The organism is Nitrosomonas sp., assembly GCF_043753625.1.
Lineage (GTDB): Bacteria > Pseudomonadota > Gammaproteobacteria > Burkholderiales > Nitrosomonadaceae > Nitrosomonas.
On sequence record NZ_JAYUWI010000077.1, the window covers coordinates 1 to 15,560 of the forward strand.

17 protein-coding genes are annotated in these 15,560 nt (G+C 43.3%); 9 read left to right on the forward strand and 8 right to left on the reverse strand.

Going from position 1 to position 15,560, the window contains the following annotated elements:
* Positions 1–94: 94 nt before the first annotated feature.
* From ACH10T_RS07475 to rplU, 5 genes are all read right to left on the reverse strand, one after another.
* On the reverse strand, positions 95–283 hold the full coding sequence (locus ACH10T_RS07475) for a hypothetical protein (protein ID WP_394808684.1): 189 nt from the start codon (positions 281–283) through the stop codon (positions 95–97).
* A gap of 70 nt (positions 284–353) precedes the next feature.
* Complete coding sequence (gene proB, locus ACH10T_RS07480; protein WP_394808685.1) at positions 354–1,463, reverse strand: glutamate 5-kinase; 1,110 nt, start codon at positions 1,461–1,463, stop codon at positions 354–356.
* The gene (gene cgtA, locus ACH10T_RS07485) at positions 1,460–2,521 is read right to left on the reverse strand and encodes an Obg family GTPase CgtA (protein WP_394808686.1); all 1,062 of its coding nucleotides are present in this window, start codon (positions 2,519–2,521) and stop codon (positions 1,460–1,462) included. The genes proB and cgtA overlap by 4 nt, the downstream gene beginning before the upstream one ends.
* Positions 2,522–2,625: 104 nt before the next feature.
* Positions 2,626–2,883 (reverse strand): 50S ribosomal protein L27, encoded by a 258-nt coding sequence (gene rpmA / locus ACH10T_RS07490; protein ID WP_292994212.1) that lies wholly within the window; start codon positions 2,881–2,883, stop codon positions 2,626–2,628.
* Positions 2,884–2,893: 10 nt separating this feature from the next.
* Positions 2,894–3,205: a 50S ribosomal protein L21 gene (gene rplU / locus ACH10T_RS07495; RefSeq protein WP_394808687.1), complete on the reverse strand. Its 312-nt coding sequence runs from the start codon at positions 3,203–3,205 to the stop codon at positions 2,894–2,896.
* 147 nt (positions 3,206–3,352) lie between these two features.
* Between rplU and ispB the strand changes: the two genes are divergently transcribed.
* The 4 genes from ispB to ACH10T_RS07515 all read left to right on the forward strand — a co-directional run bounded on the left by ispB (position 3,353) and on the right by ACH10T_RS07515 (position 7,945).
* Complete coding sequence (ispB, locus tag ACH10T_RS07500; RefSeq protein ID WP_394808688.1) at positions 3,353–4,321, forward strand: octaprenyl diphosphate synthase; 969 nt, start codon at positions 3,353–3,355, stop codon at positions 4,319–4,321.
* Positions 4,322–4,654: 333 nt separating this feature from the next.
* Positions 4,655–4,882: a PP0621 family protein gene (locus ACH10T_RS07505; RefSeq protein WP_394808689.1), complete on the forward strand. Its 228-nt coding sequence runs from the start codon at positions 4,655–4,657 to the stop codon at positions 4,880–4,882.
* Between the two features lie 10 nt (positions 4,883–4,892).
* Positions 4,893–6,539 carry a nitrogen regulation protein NR(II) gene (locus ACH10T_RS07510; protein WP_394808690.1) on the forward strand — a complete coding sequence of 549 codons (1,647 nt, stop codon included), beginning with the start codon at positions 4,893–4,895 and terminating at the stop codon, positions 6,537–6,539.
* A complete protein-coding gene (locus ACH10T_RS07515; protein ID WP_394808691.1) occupies positions 6,530–7,945 on the forward strand; it encodes a sigma-54-dependent transcriptional regulator in 1,416 nt (471 codons plus the stop codon). Before ACH10T_RS07510 ends, ACH10T_RS07515 begins: the two co-directional genes overlap by 10 nt.
* 74 nt (positions 7,946–8,019) lie before the next feature.
* On the opposite strand, the gene ACH10T_RS07520 is transcribed toward ACH10T_RS07515, so the two are convergent.
* On the reverse strand, positions 8,020–9,033 hold the full coding sequence (locus ACH10T_RS07520; protein WP_394808692.1) for a COX15/CtaA family protein: 1,014 nt from the start codon (positions 9,031–9,033) through the stop codon (positions 8,020–8,022).
* A gap of 59 nt (positions 9,034–9,092) precedes the next feature.
* Positions 9,093–9,536, reverse strand: a complete 444-nt coding sequence (gene smpB / locus ACH10T_RS07525; RefSeq protein WP_292994200.1) for an SsrA-binding protein SmpB — start codon at positions 9,534–9,536, stop codon at positions 9,093–9,095.
* A 90-nt stretch (positions 9,537–9,626) separates the two neighbouring features.
* Here smpB and ACH10T_RS07530 point away from each other — a divergent pair, with 90 nt between their 5' ends.
* The 5 genes from ACH10T_RS07530 to xth all read left to right on the forward strand — a co-directional run bounded on the left by ACH10T_RS07530 (position 9,627) and on the right by xth (position 15,047).
* Complete coding sequence (locus ACH10T_RS07530; protein ID WP_394808693.1) at positions 9,627–10,064, forward strand: type II toxin-antitoxin system RatA family toxin; 438 nt, start codon at positions 9,627–9,629, stop codon at positions 10,062–10,064.
* Positions 10,061–10,363: an RnfH family protein gene (locus ACH10T_RS07535; RefSeq protein ID WP_394808694.1), complete on the forward strand. Its 303-nt coding sequence runs from the start codon at positions 10,061–10,063 to the stop codon at positions 10,361–10,363. Before ACH10T_RS07530 ends, ACH10T_RS07535 begins: the two co-directional genes overlap by 4 nt.
* Before the next feature lie 172 nt (positions 10,364–10,535).
* Entirely contained in the window at positions 10,536–12,461 is a 1,926-nt protein-coding gene (locus ACH10T_RS07540) for an ATP-dependent DNA helicase (protein WP_394808695.1), read from the forward strand.
* Between the two features lie 113 nt (positions 12,462–12,574).
* A complete protein-coding gene (locus ACH10T_RS07545; protein ID WP_394808696.1) occupies positions 12,575–14,047 on the forward strand; it encodes a hypothetical protein in 1,473 nt (490 codons plus the stop codon).
* Between the two features lie 232 nt (positions 14,048–14,279).
* Positions 14,280–15,047, forward strand: a complete 768-nt coding sequence (xth, locus tag ACH10T_RS07550) for an exodeoxyribonuclease III (RefSeq protein WP_394808718.1) — start codon at positions 14,280–14,282, stop codon at positions 15,045–15,047.
* Between the two features lie 22 nt (positions 15,048–15,069).
* Here xth and ACH10T_RS07555 read toward each other — a convergent pair whose 3' ends face one another.
* The gene (locus ACH10T_RS07555; protein WP_394808697.1) at positions 15,070–15,519 is read right to left on the reverse strand and encodes a DUF4124 domain-containing protein; all 450 of its coding nucleotides are present in this window, start codon (positions 15,517–15,519) and stop codon (positions 15,070–15,072) included.
* Positions 15,520–15,560 lie beyond the last annotated feature (41 nt).

Sequence of the window (15,560 nt, forward strand, 5' to 3'; positions counted from 1 at the left end):
GGCTGAATTTGAAAAGGCATATTATTACCAATTAGAGGAGTCAGCTAATGTGGCTTGACTCAAACTAGAAGGTCTCCGGAAAACCCGGAGCGATTCAATGGGTGATCCAGCGTGTGAGGAATTGATCGGCGGCAAACAGATTGCCGGTTTCATACAGCAATACGGAGTCAGCGAAAATCCGATTCGTATTGAAGAACCATGACGTATGATCAAGCGCCATCAGGATCATAACTATTCCACGCAACCAATCGATGGCAGTGATACGTTGCGTGCTTTTATTCAATTGGATCACTCGTCCTTTTAGACAAAACCAAACAAATAATACAGCGCATTGAGTATTTTCTTAAATGCAGCTAAAGCAAGACCAGATTATTTCTGTGAATGAGTTCCGGTTCATCAACATAACCCAGTATTGCTTCGATTTCATTGCTAGCCTGTTTTAGGATTTTTTGTGTTTCTACAGCGCTATAATTAATCAAGCCGCGGGCTATCTCTCTGCCTTCTTCATCGCGGCAAGATACGGCTTCTCCACGCTCAAATTCACCGTCGACGCTGATGACGCCAATGGGGAGCAGGCTTTTGCCATCGGCTGATAGCGCCTTCACGGCGCCTTGATCCAGGATCACAGACCCGCGAACTTGTAAATAATCGGCAAGCCATTGCTTTCGTGCTGCCAATACCGGTATTTTGGCCAGGAAACGGGTACCAATGGCTTCATCCTGGCTAAGGCGGACTAACACGTTGTTTTCATGGCCTGATGCGACGATGGTATCCGCACCACTACGTGCCGCACGTTTGGCGGCGATTACTTTAGTTTGCATCCCGCCACGGCTGATACCACTGCCAACACCACCAGCCATTTTCTCAAGCGCGGAATCACCTGCATTTACTTCACTCAGTAATTTCGCATCCGGATTCTTTCGTGGATCGCTGGTAAATAAACCGGCCTGGTCGGTCAGAATAATCAGCACATCGGCTTCAACCAGATTGGTGACCAGTGCCGCAAGGGTGTCATTGTCGCCAAAACGAATTTCATCAATCGCAACGGTATCATTCTCATTAATGATTGGAATGATGTTTAGTTTTAATAAAGTCGTCAGGGTTGAACGTGCGTTGAGATAACGTTTCCGGTTGGATAAATCTTCATGCGTCAAAAGCACTTGGGCGGTTTGCAGGCCATACTCAGAAAAGCTGGATGCATAGGCTTGCGCCAGACCCATTTGCCCAACAGCAGCCGCAGCCTGCAATTCATACAACGCTGTGGGGCGGTTTTCCCAATTTAAACGTTGCATGCCTTCGGCGATTGCACCCGAAGAGACCAAGATGATTTCCTTGCCCATTTGTTTGAGGTTTGCAATTTGTGCTGCCCAACAGGCCAGTGCGGCGTGGTCGAGCCCCTTGCCTTGATTGGTCACCAGGCTGCTGCCCACTTTAATTACGATGCGGCGTGCTTGCTTTATCATGGATTAACGAGTTCGTTTTCTGGAATTGGATTATCAGGTTGTGGCGGTAAATTTTGTTCCAGATAATCCATGATGGCATAGGTTAGGAGCTTACAACCTTCACCGGTTAATGCGGAAATAATAAAGTATTTACCTTCCCATCCTAATTTTTCAACAAATTGACTGCATAACTCGGCTCGTTTTTCTGCTGGCATCATATCGGTTTTGTTCAATACCAGCCAACGCGGTTTTTGATAAAGGGATTCATCATATTTCTGCAATTCTTTAACCAATGCTCGGGCTTCATGAACAAGATCTGTGTCTTCATTCAAAGGCATCATATCGACAACATGAAGCAATAGCCGGGTGCGTGATAAATGTTTTAAGAAATGATGTCCTAATCCAACGCCCTCAGCGGCGCCTTCAATCAAGCCCGGGATATCAGCCATGACGAAACTTCGGTTCTGATCAATTCGTACCATACCCAGGTTAGGCTGCAAAGTAGTAAATGGATAATCGGCTACCTTAGGGCGTGCGGCTGACACGGCGCGTATGAGTGTGGATTTTCCAGCGTTCGGCATACCCAGCAAACCCACATCGGCGAGCACCTTGAGCTCCAGCTTCAGTTCAAATTCCTGCCCGGGTTCACCGTAGGTAAACTGGCGCGGTGCACGGTTAGTACTGGATTTAAAATGCAGATTACCAATCCCGCCTTCTCCACCTTTGGCTAAAAGAACCTTTTGCTGATCATGAACCAGATCAGCAACCGTTTCACCGGTATTGCTATCTTTGATAAGGGTACCCACAGGCACGCGCAGTAAAATATCTTCAGCGCTTTTTCCATAGCGGTCGGAACCTTGACCATTCTGACCATTTTTGGCCCGGTGGATACGAGCAAAGCGATAGTCTATCAGTGTGTTGATATTACGATCCGCTATTGCGAATACGCTGCCACCGCGTCCGCCATCACCACCATCAGGCCCACCTCTAGGAATAAATTTCTCTCGCCGGAAACTTGCGACACCATCGCCACCTTTGCCGGCTAGTATCTGAATAATTGCTTCATCAATAAACTTCATAAATCCTGGTTGTCGCTCTCTATAATTCTTTTATGATTCTGCAAACAAAAAAGCCCCATCCATTTAGACAGGGCTTTTTGAAAAAATTTGGTACTTCTGTGCGGTTATGCTGGTATTACACTGACTACTTTTCGTTTTAGTACACCCTTGATACTAAAATTCACTTTTCCTGTAATTTTTGCAAACAAGGTATGATCTTTACCCATACCAACATTTTCTCCAGGATGAACTTGGGTGCCACGTTGTCTGATAATAATCGATCCGGCTGGGATCAATTCACCGCCATAGCGCTTGACTCCGAGCCGTTTTGAATGTGAATCACGTCCATTTCTGGAGCTTCCGCCTGCTTTCTTATGTGCCATCTAGTACTCCTTAAGCTGAAATACCGGTAATCTGTATTTCAGTGTAATTCTGCCGATGTCCCTGATGTTTCTGGTAGTGCTTGCGACGACGCATCTTGAAGATACGAATCTTGTCGTGACGGCCTTGACCTAGTACTGTTGCACTGACTTTGGCACCATTGACAAGCGGCGTGCCCAAGGATATTTTATCCCCATCCGCAATCATCAATACTTGATCAATAATAAGCTCGCTACCACTTTCTACTTCAAGCTGTTCCACCTTCAGTGTTTCACCCACTTTAATCCGATACTGCTTACCGCCGGTTTTTATGACCGCATACATATATTGACTCCATGCTTCCCTTTTACAGAACCGCGAATTATACATAAATAACCCTTGATTGTGGTGGAAAATTTCGGGCAATTTATTTTTATGCTTGACACTTGGGTGTTGTCATTCCTAACATAGCGTTTTCTACAAGGTAATATTGTGTCAATCGAATATATTAGAAGCTTCATTGCTCAAGACATGAACATCGTAGACGATGTCATCCGGGAGAAATTACATTCTCATGTTCTGCTGATTCGCCAAGTCAGTGAATATATCATCAATAGTGGAGGGAAACGTTTGCGTCCTGCATTGGTGATTTTATCCGCTGGTGCTTTTGGTTATTCAGGGAAATTTCATTACAACCTCGCAGCCATTGTTGAATTTATTCATACGGCAACTTTGCTCCACGATGACGTCGTGGATGAGTCTGATCTACGTCGAAATAGAGAAACAGCCAATGCTTTGTTTGGTAATGCAGCCAGTGTTCTGGTAGGGGATTTTCTTTATTCCAGAGCTTTCCAAATGATGGTAAATGTTGACAATATGCGTGTCATGCAAGTACTCGCAGATGCGACGAATACGATTGCTGAAGGCGAGGTTTTACAGCTACTGAATTGCCGGGATCCACTGGTAACAGAAGAAAACTATCTGCGAGTTATTCGTTTTAAAACAGCCAAATTATTTGAAGCAGCCAGCCGATTGGGTGCGATCCTGGGCAGTGCCACACCGGAAGAAGAAGATGCGATGTCAATTTATGGCATGCATCTGGGCACTGCATTCCAGCTTATTGACGATATGCTCGATTACTCGGGCAATAATCAGGATACCGGTAAGAATTTAGGTGACGATCTGGCTGAGGGGAAACCTACACTGCCTTTGATCTATGCCATGCGAACGGGAACGCCCGAGCAAGCAAGTATTATCCGTAAGGCAATTGAGGATGGCGGCAAGGATGGTTTTCAACCTGTTCTGGATGTCATTCGCCAAACAGCGGCCTTAGATTACGCTAAAGAATGCGCCGCGGCTGAGATCTCCACTGCAATTGACGCTATAGCTTTCTTACCGGATTCAGAGAATAAAAAATGTTTGCTGCAATTAGCGAGCTTTTCTGTGACACGCAATTATTAATTAAAGAAAATTTCCAGAGAGATTAGCAGTTTCCGGGTGGAGTTGATTTAAATGGAATAACCCTTTTTGGTTACGTAAAGGAGTCTTTTCCAAACATATATTGTCTTATTTGCGGTACTTTAAGTTTTTGCGATTCCAAACCTGAGTTTCATCAGCTATCTAATTGAAATTGTTTTCATTGGTTAAGTCACTATTTAATCTTTTATTGATAGGCACTAAAACCACGGTTAATCCACAATTTGCCCAAATAAAGGAATTGTTATGCTTAATACATAGCGACGGCAAGTTAAATCCAGATTGATGTCATTCAAAAAGAGAGTAATTGAAATTGATATGGGTAAATTAATTTTTTACATACTAATTGCAGCGCTGATTTACTGGATAATCAAAAGCCGTCGACTCAAGCAAGAAGAAACTGAAGTACTTCAGGAATCTGCCGAAGATATGGTGAATTGTTCGTACTGTGGTGTTTATTTGCCTAAAAGCGAGGCTGTCGGTAATCATGATAAATATTTTTGTTGTGACGAGCATAGTCATTTGTATATAAATTCTTCATCCTGATTCAATTGCTGTGTCTACTTATCCGTCTCATATAAAACATTTGATACCCTGGTCGGTTGATTCCGGAATAACTGAGACTAAATATGCCGATCAATACTGGCGTTCCCTCTATTATTTCAATATTTACCGATTACTGATTGGCAGTGGGTTGTTGATTGTTACGTGGAAATTTGAATTTGCCAATTTTGGTTCATATCACTACACGCTGTTTATTTATGCCGGCTTAGGCCACGTTCTTTGTAGTAGCCTATCGATGCTGCTTATTAAATTGCGCTCTCCTGACTTTAATTCGCAGTTGACCATACAAGTCGTAATTGACATTGTTTTTATTTCTTTCATGCTCTATGCCAGCGGGGGCTTACAAAGCGGCTTGGGTGTTTTGCTATTGGTATCGCTCGCAGCAGCGGGATTAATCAGTCGTGGCCGTTTAGCGCTATTCTTCGCATCGATTGCGACCATTAGTTTATTGTTGCAAGAAACCTATTCCTTATTCACGATTGATTTTTATTCTGCGCAATATTCGCAAGCTGGTTTATTGAGCATGGCGTACTTTGCCGTTGCCTGGCTGGCATATCAATTGGCTAAACATACTTTGGCCAGTGAGCAACTTGCAAAAGAACGCGGTATCGATCTAGTAAACATGGCACAAGTCAATCAATTAGTAATTCAGGATATACAGGAAGGTGTACTTGTCGTGGATAAGAATGGAAACATCCGGCAACGTAATACCTACGCTGAGAGGCTGCTTGATATGAATCCATCTGCCGGTAAAAATGAGTTGCTCAGATTGTCGGATTATGTGCCTGAAATAACCGATAGGCTTGCAAGTTGGCAGGGAGACAGCAATATTAGTTTCGATCTGTTACGGTTAGCACATAGTAATGCGTTGGTTCGAACCCGTTTTCTTCCGATACAAGCAGATTTTCGTAACGGTGTCGTTATTTTTCTCGAAGATATGGGGCGTATACAGGCGCAGCTACAGCAACTAAAACTTGCTGCATTGGGTCGTTTGACGGCGAATATTGCACATGAAATTCGTAATCCACTTTCTGCAATCAATCATGCTGCTGAACTTTTGGAAGAAGAGCAGCTTGATAATAGTACGACTCCTCGGCTCGTGCGTATCATTTGTGATAATACACAGCGTCTAAACAAGATAGTGCAGGATATTTTACAACTGAATCGGAGTAATATTTTAAAATTAGAAATTATTGAGATACATGAATTTATTCAGAAATTTCTTGAAGAGTTTTGTCATACTGAAAAAATCAATACGAATGCATTTATATTAGATGGCTCGAAGAATCATTTGATTAGTTTTGATCGTGATCATTTGAACCAGATACTGTGGAATTTATGCCGGAATGCATGGAGGCATTGTCGAAAACAGATCGGCAGTATTCACATCGAATTGTCTACAGGAGCAAATGAAAATAATGTTTGTCTGAATATAATTGATGATGGCCGGGGTGTTGACATCAAACAAGCCAAACAGATTTTTGAACCTTTTTTCACTACTGCAATTGGCGGTACAGGTTTGGGCTTATATATTGCACGTGAATTGTGTGAAACCAATCATGCCTCGCTTGACTATATTGAGGGTTCTCCGGGCGGACATTTCAGGATACTATGCAAAAGCAGTCAGCCATGTCTATAGATAATGGATCAATAGCTAATCCACATAGAAAAACTTCCATTCCCAATATACTGATTGTGGATGATGAGCCGGATATTATCGAGTTGCTCGAACTGACATTGGCGCGTATGGGCATGGAAGTTTTTAGTGCAAAGTGCATCGGTGATGCCAAGCAATTGTTGCAGTCACGTCGGTTTCAGTTATGTCTTACGGACATGCGTCTACCTGACGGAGAAGGATTGGATCTGGTTAATTATATTGGGCAGCATTGCGCAGATCTGCCTGTTGCCGTTATAACAGCGTATGGCACTGCAGAAAATGCCGTTGCTGCGCTTAAAGCTGGGGCTTTTGATTACTTGCCGAAACCGGTTTCGCTAAAACAATTGCGGGACTTAGTTAAATCAGCCCTGAGCTTGCCACCCATGCAAACTGGCTCTGCATCACAAACCCGATCAAATCAACGCATATTGTTGGGCGAATCTCAACCGATGCATCAGCTACGCACAACCATAGACAAACTTTCCCGCAGTCAGGCTTCTGTTTATATCAGTGGTGAGTCAGGCAGTGGTAAGGAGCTGGCCGCTAGAATGATTCATGAAAGAAGTGCTCGCCATAAAGAAGCGTTTGTTGCTGTCAATTGTGGTGCCATTCCTGAAAACCTGATGGAAAGTGAGTTTTTTGGCTATAAAAAAGGCGCCTTCACTGGCGCAGATAAAGAGCATGATGGATTTTTCCTGACAGCAAATGGCGGGACGTTGTTTCTTGATGAAGTCGCGGATTTGCCACTGGCTATGCAAGTTAAACTGCTTAGGGTAATCCAGGAAAAGCAGGTGAGAAGAATCGGTGATACGCAGGAAAAAAATATCGACGTGCGTATCATCAGTGCCACACACAAGAAACTTGGTGATTGTGTTGAATCCGGGCAATTCCGGCAGGATTTATACTATCGCCTCAATGTGATTGAATTGAACATGCCAGCGTTGCGTGAGATGCGCGAGGATATTCCGCTCATAGCAGAAGCAGTTTTAGCAAAGATCTGCCGGGAAGCCGCACGGCCCACTTGTAATCTTAAAAAAGATGCATTGGCGTTGCTGATGAACTATGGTTATCCCGGTAATGTGCGCGAGCTTGAAAACATACTTGAGCGGACATTGGCGCTATGCTCCGAAACGCAGATTGGTAAAGAAGAGCTGCAATTGCCTAATAAAGCCAGAGAAATCCCGAGAAATACCAGTAACTTGCCATCAATCATTTCGGATCCAGGATTACCGCTGCAGGATTTTCTTGATCAACTTGAAAGGGATTCCATTATAAGAGCGCTGGATCAGAGTCGATACAATCGAACAAAAGCAGCTAAAACATTGGGTATCACAGTCCGATCGCTGCGTTACCGGATGGAACGATTGGGGTTAAATGAAAAATCCTAAAACACCGGATAGTTTTTGTTTGCACAATTTTTAACCCCATCTCATTGAATGTACAGATCAATGAGATGAGCCTGCTAGCGTAATCGATAACTTACCCATAATGCTGCTGCAAATAACAACACTGCGCCACCTTGATGTGAAGCTGCTAAAGGAATAGGCACTACATGTAATAAAGTCGCTATACCCAGACTAATCTGAATCACCAGCATCAGCAAAAAAAGGTTGCAGGCAATACGGGTTGTACTGGAGAGTTCCGCTTTGCGCGATTTAAACCAGAAAAGCGGTACTAAAAAAGCCAATATCCAGGCGATCAGCCGATGATCGAATTGAACGGTTGCCATGTTATCAAAGAAATTGCGATACCACGGTTCCAACATAAAGATTTCCGGTGGTATCAGATGTCCGTTCATGAGCGGGAAAGTATTGTAGGCTAAACCTGCTCGAATGCCTGCGACAAAACCGCCTGATAACACCATGATAAAAATGAGTGAAGTCAGACCAAAGGAGAATCGCCGTAGGCTTTGCAGCATTTCATTGGATTCAGGGTTATCGTTTTTCGGCGACAGCAATCCTAATGCAACCCAGAACATGGCAGCAAAAATGATAAATGCCAATCCTAAGTGTGCAGTAAGGCGGTACTGACTCACATGGGGGTCGCTCACCAATCCGCTCTTGACCATATACCAGCCCATAAATCCCTGTAATCCTCCTAATATAAATATTCCAGACAGCCTGATTCCTAATGGCCGATTGATCTGTTTTTTTACTAGGAAATAAATAAAAGGAACAAAAAACACCAAGCCAATCAGCCGGCCTAGCAGACGATGAAAGTATTCCCACCAGAAAATACTCTTGAATTCATCAACACTCATACCTTTATTAACTTTTTGGTACTGCGGGGTTGTGCGGTATTTTTCCAGTAGCTCATCCCAATCTCCCTGAGTGATTGGAGGTAATGTGCCGACAATCGGCTGCCACTCAACAATTGAAAGTCCTGAGTTAGTGAGTCGCGTAACACCGCCGACCACCACCATGGCAAATACCAGGGCGCAACAAATTAATAACCAGATAGCAATAGATTTTTGCATAGTCATAAAGAATAAAAGTTATTTCTGAAGTTTAATTTTGATCAATTATCTTGGATGTCTTATTTGGCGCGCAGCATACGTTGCTTGGTGCGTTCCCATTCTTTTTCCTTCTCGGATTCGCGCTTGTCATGCTGTTTCTTACCTTTAGCCAAGCCAATTTCCAGTTTAATTCTACCTGTTTTATAATGCATATCTAGTGGAACCAGAGTGTATCCGGCGCGTTCAACTTTACCGATGAGCCGCTTGATCTGTTCCGCATGTAACAACAATTTGCGTGTTCTTGTTGGATCAGGGTTGATGTGTGTTGAGGCTGTTTTGAGCGGACTGATGTGACAACCAATGAGGTATAATGCCTCATTGCGGATAATAACATAGGCTTCTTTTAATTGAACTCGACCGTCACGAATGGCTTTGACTTCCCATCCTTCTAGAACCATGCCTGTTTCGTACTTTTCCTCGATAAAATAATCGTGAAAGGCTTTTTTATTTTGTACTATACTCATACAGGTTTGAGGTGGGTGGGAATTACTAAAATTTCGTGTATTTTATCAGTTTTTCAGTATTACCTCATTGATGCGGGGTGATTTACTTTTATGGCAGAAATAGAAAAATCAGTTTTAGTCGAATATTCAGCGAGCCAAATGTTTGCGCTGGTTGATAACGTTGAGGAATATCCTAAATTTCTTCCGTGGTGCGGCGGTACGTCTTTAGACCCGCAAGATGAAGTAACAACGCATGCAACGGTTAGGATTGATTATCATCATATTCAACACAGTTTTACGACAATAAATAAACGCTTCCCGCCGGATTTGATAGAAATGAGTCTGCTGGATGGTCCATTTGAACATCTGGATGGTTATTGGCAGTTTGTTCCATTATCGGATACGGCATGCAAGATAAAATTCCGGCTGCATTACACGTTCTCACACAGAATTCTTGAAAAATTGGTTGGGCCGGTATTCCATATGATTGCGAACAGTTTTGTGGAACATTTTATTGAGCGAGCGGAAGTGATCTATGGCAAGCCATGACAGCGTTCTTACAAGTCGAAATCGTATATGCATTGTCGCATATTCAGATCTTGGAGAAACTCAATGTATCAGCGGGTTGTACGGTTGAGCAGGCGATAAAATATTCGGGAATTTTGGATCAATTTCCTGAGATCGACCTGACAAAAAACAAATTGGGTATTTTTGGCAGATTTGTACAACCGGAATCACGCTTATCACCTTGTGACAGAGTCGAAATTTATCGACCGCTTATCATTGACCCAAAGGAAGCCAGAAGGATACGTGCCAAAAAGTCATTGTGCACAGAAAATCGGCGTTGAGCAGTTATTTTCTTTTCAGCTCGCAATAAGCTATTCCTTTGCCACTTATGATCGAACCATATTCATGGGCAGCAGTATAATGACGAGTATTCTGTCCTGACTCATTCCAAAAGGATAGCAGTTCCAGCAAAAACAAAGTTTTCTGGCTTGGAACTGCTGGTATCCTGATTCTATGTTTGATATTGATTCAATTTTTTCATCGGATGGCGCGCTTTCCCGCCACATCACCGGATTCCGCATGCGTTCTCAGCAACTAGAGATGGCGCAAGCTATTGCTGATACGATTGCAAAGCATAGGATCCTGGTCGCCGAAGCAGGCACCGGAACCGGAAAAACACTGGCTTATCTGGTACCAGCTTTGTTGGCAGGCGGCAAAGTCATTATTTCCACAGGAACAAAAACGCTGCAAGACCAACTGTTTAGTCGTGATATTCCGACTGTGCGAGCGGCGCTCAAAATACCCGTCACCGTTGCGTTGTTAAAAGGTCGCGCCAATTATATCTGCCACTATCATCTGGAAAGAAGCTTACAGGATACGCATCTCAGCTTTGTTAATCGTGATGAAATTCAGTACCTGCAACAAATAGAACGGTATGCAAACAACAGCAAGAATGGGGATAAAAGCGGACTCAGTGAAGTTCCTGAGAATGCCGCTATCTGGCAGCAAGTTACCTCAACGCGTGACAGTTGCCTGGGTTCAGAGTGTCCAAACTACAAAAAATGTTTTGTGATGGAAGCGCGTAAGCAAGCTTTAGCCGCCGATGTCGTCGTGGTGAATCATCATTTGTTTTTTGCAGACGTCATGTTGCGGGATGAAGGTTTGTCCGAGTTATTGCCTGCCTGTAATACGGTTATTTTTGATGAGGCGCATCAATTACCGGAAACGGCCAGTTTATTTTTTGGTGAATCCATTAGTACCGGTCAGTTACTGGATCTTGCGCGTGATGCCAAAGTGGAAGCCATCCAGGCTGCCGGAGATTTTGTTGAGCTGCCAAACACTATTGCTGCCATGGAAAAAGCCGCGCGCGATTTGCGCCTGACTGTCATGGAAGACAATACGCGATTGTCTTTGGCAGCGATAAAACAAAATTCGGGTTTTACTGATGCACTGGATAACTTGCTGGAAAAGCTGACTATACTGGCAAAACAGCTAGAGAGCCAGGCTGAGCGATCTGAGGGGTTGGAAAATTGCTGGCAGCGTACAACCAATCATTTGTATTTGATACAACGCTGGCGAGATGAAACGGAAATGCAAGGCCATGTGCGCTGGATTGAAATTTATAATCAGGCATTGCAATTGAATGCGACACCCTTATCAATTGCTGAGATTTTCCAAAAACAAATGGTCACATCGCCGCGTGCCTGGATTTTTACTTCAGCGACGTTGTCGGTTAAAAAGGATTTTACCCATTACAATGAGGAAATGGGGCTGGCTACTGCACAAACAGCTTGCTGGGAAAGCCCATTCAATTTTGCAGAGCAAGCGCTGCTTTATGTGCCGGTTGGCTTGCCGGAGCCACAACATAAAACCTATACCGATCAGGTGGTACAGGCGGCACTACCGGTATTACGCGCGAGCCGGGGACGTGCTTTTTTCTTGTGTACCAGTTTGCGTGCGATGCAACGTGTTTACGAGTTATTGCTGGAAGCCGATAAGTTTGCTTTTCCATTGTTACTCCAGGGGCAAGGTTCGCGTTCCTACATGCTGGAGCGTTTCCGTGAATCGAATAATGCCATTCTCATTGGCAGTCAATCTTTCTGGGAGGGAGTCGATGTGCGCGGGGAAGCGCTGTCTCTGGTCATTATTGATAAGCTGCCGTTTGCACCGCCCGATGATCCAGTGCTTGCGGCGCGTATTGAGAAAATCAACAGTGAAGGTCGTAACGCTTTCATGGAGTACCAGTTGCCGCGCGCTGTCATTAATCTGAAGCAAGGCGCCGGTCGTTTGATCCGGGATGAAGCGGACCGAGGAGTACTGATGATTTGCGATCCACGCCTGACTACCAAAGTTTACGGTAAACAAATATGGCAAAGTCTGCCACCGATGAAGCGTACCCGGGACTTGACTGAAGTTGAGAATTTTTTTAATACTAATTAATAACAACGTCTTAAGAAAATATCGTGATACTTATTATTAGGTATTTAATTCTGGGCACTATGAGAAAAAAATTTGCGATCAGTATAGGGGCACTTCTTTTGTGCGGAATAATGATGCCTATAACCAGCACGTATGCCGACAGAGGTGATTTTCCATTATTAAAAAAAGAACTGGCCATCGATAAGCTGAATGACATAGTCGACAGTATTAAACTGCAAAAAAAAGAAGTTGATATTAAATTGCAATTATTGATGAAAGCAAAAACCGAGCAGGAGAAAACTAGACTGCAGGCAGAAATAAACGAAATAGGTAATGCCATTCTTGAACAAGAATCTTCATTTGAAATGATACTGACTGCTGGTCTGGAATTAAACAAAGCTGATACAGCAGAAAAACAGGATTTTGATTGGCAGAAGGATTTGCTGGAAATTGTGCAACCGATTATCAGTGAGCTGCTTCAGTTAACAGAGAACAAACGTAAATTGGATGGTTTGCATAAGAAGATTAGCTTTTATAAATCGCAGATTGGCGATATTAATGAAGTACTCAAGCATATTTCTAAGATCAACAAACAAGACTTTGAGAAAGAAGCCTTGGCAGAGTTTGAACGGATAGACAAGAAGTGGCGAGACCAATTGGACGAAAACAATCATCTGCTGGAAGTCGCACAATTACAGCTTGATGAGATGGTTAAATCGCAATCAGCCAAGGAAATTTCAATTGGCGAACATATTAAACAATTTGCCACTGGACGGGGCGCTACGCTATTGATGGCACTGGCCGCTTTTGTCGCAGTTTATTTTTCGATGTTACTGCTGTTGAAGCTTTTGAAATGGATCGGTAATCGCAACGAAGAAGCCAGAAGAACCTATTATCAGCGCATCATTACACTTTGTTATCATTTCTTGATGGGAGCACTGGCGATTGCAGCTGCGTTCTATGTGTTGAGCGTGCGTAATGATCAGGTACTGATTGGTATCACCGTATTGCTTCTGCTCAGTATTGTTTTGCTACTTAAGAACTCTATTTCAGGTTATATCACCGAATTAAGAATATTACTCAATACCGGTTCGGTCAGGGAAGGTGAATGCATTATCTATAATGGCATTCCGATGCAAGTGGAAAGTCTGAATTACTACACGAAGTTAATTAACCCAATGCTGACTGGATTGGAGTTGCGATTAACTCCGGCAGAACTAGCCAATTATGTTTCCCGTCCTTATCTAACTGATGAACCGTGGTTTCCATGCAGAGTAGGCGATTATGTCATGCTTTCGGATGGCGCTTATGGCATGGTTAAATGTATTACACTGGAAAATATTTTATTGTCTTTATCCAATGGCACGATGCCAAGAACCTATATCATTACCGATTTCCTAGCCGCCAACCCAAAGAACTTTTCCCATGGATTTACGGTAACCAGCGATTTTGGCATTGATTATAAATATCAAATGCAATGTACAACAGTAATACCTGAACTGATGTGCGCCGGTATTCGACAAGGATTGCTTAAGGAAACCTATGGCAATGCGCTAAAGGATTTGGCTGTTTTTTGCAAAAGCCAATACTTCGTCGCTCGACTATAAAATAATAGCCACTTTTGATGGCGGAGCTGCCGGGGAGTACGCCGCAATTCAGCGAGCATTACAGCGCTATGCTGTTGAGGTTTGTAATCAGCAGAATTGGATAATACCGTTTAACCAGTTAGTGATTCATAATGGGATGGATTAATTCGGCGTGGACGGGTTTTGACGGATTTATTCAAGCGTAGCGCTATTGTTGCCGGTTTTATCAGATAACTATAAGTATTAAATGATTATGAAATTAGCAACCTGGAACGTGAATTCACTCAAAGTGCGATTGCCGCAAGTGATTGATTGGTTGGGAGCGAATCAGCCGGATATGTTATGTTTGCAGGAAACGAAACTAACCGATGATAATTTTCCAACCAGTGAAATTGCAGCGATTGGTTACCAATCGGCTTTTATTGGACAGAAAACCTACAATGGTGTCGCAATACTCAGTAAACAGAAAGGAAGCGAAATAATGACCGCCATACCGGGTTTTGCAGATGAGCAAAAGAGGGTTATCGCGGTAACCTATGGAGATTTGCGCGTTATTTCTGTGTATGTTCCAAATGGCGATACTGTTGAATCGGAGAAATATGGTTACAAATTGAAGTGGTTTCCTGCTTTGAACGAATGGTTGCAGCAAGAGCTGAAAGACTACTCAAAATTGGCAGTACTGGGTGATTTTAATATCGCACCGGAGGATCGCGATGTTTATGATCCTAAAATATGGGAAGGAAAAGTATTATGTAGCCAGCCGGAACGCGCCGCATTCCGTAATCTACTTGATTTAGGGTTTGTTGACAGTTTTCGTTTATTTGAACAGTCCGAAAAATCGTATACATGGTGGGATTATCGCATGATGGCTTTTCGTTTGAATCGCGGGTTGCGTATTGATCATATTTTGCTCAGTAATGAGCTTGCTCGCAGCTGTGTAACCTGCGCGATTGATAAAACGATGCGTAAGCAAGAGCGTCCCTCAGACCATGCGCCAGTCATCGTGGAACTTACCGTGTGAATACGGGCGATGATCTTCCGGGTTAGTTGCTTTTACCCGGCAATTTATCGAATTCGTTTCTCAACATATTCAGATTTTTTTCACGCACATTGATTTCTTCCCGCAACCGCTCCACGCGATTCAGGTATCTCTGGTAGTTTCGTTCGCTGCCTAAACGATCGGGAATGCCGTCTTTGTATTCGTTTTTTACTTCATTCAGTCGATTCTCTTCTTCAGAAATTTTACTTTGCATCTGCTCACGCTGCTCTTCAATTCTGGCGTTTTCCCTTCTTTTCATGATTCTATCGTCAATATCTCCTGAGATGGTAGAGGGGACGACAACAATTGGGGGCAGATCAATTTTTTTTGAATTACTGGAAGGGATATTCGAATACGTTACGTTGCCACGTTCATCGATATGTTTATACACACCGGCTTGAGTCAAACAGGAGAAAAGAACTAAGGCAATGAATAAAAAATTATTTCTTTTCATGATTCACCGTTCTAATCGTTTGTGATTCTCAACTTATCAAG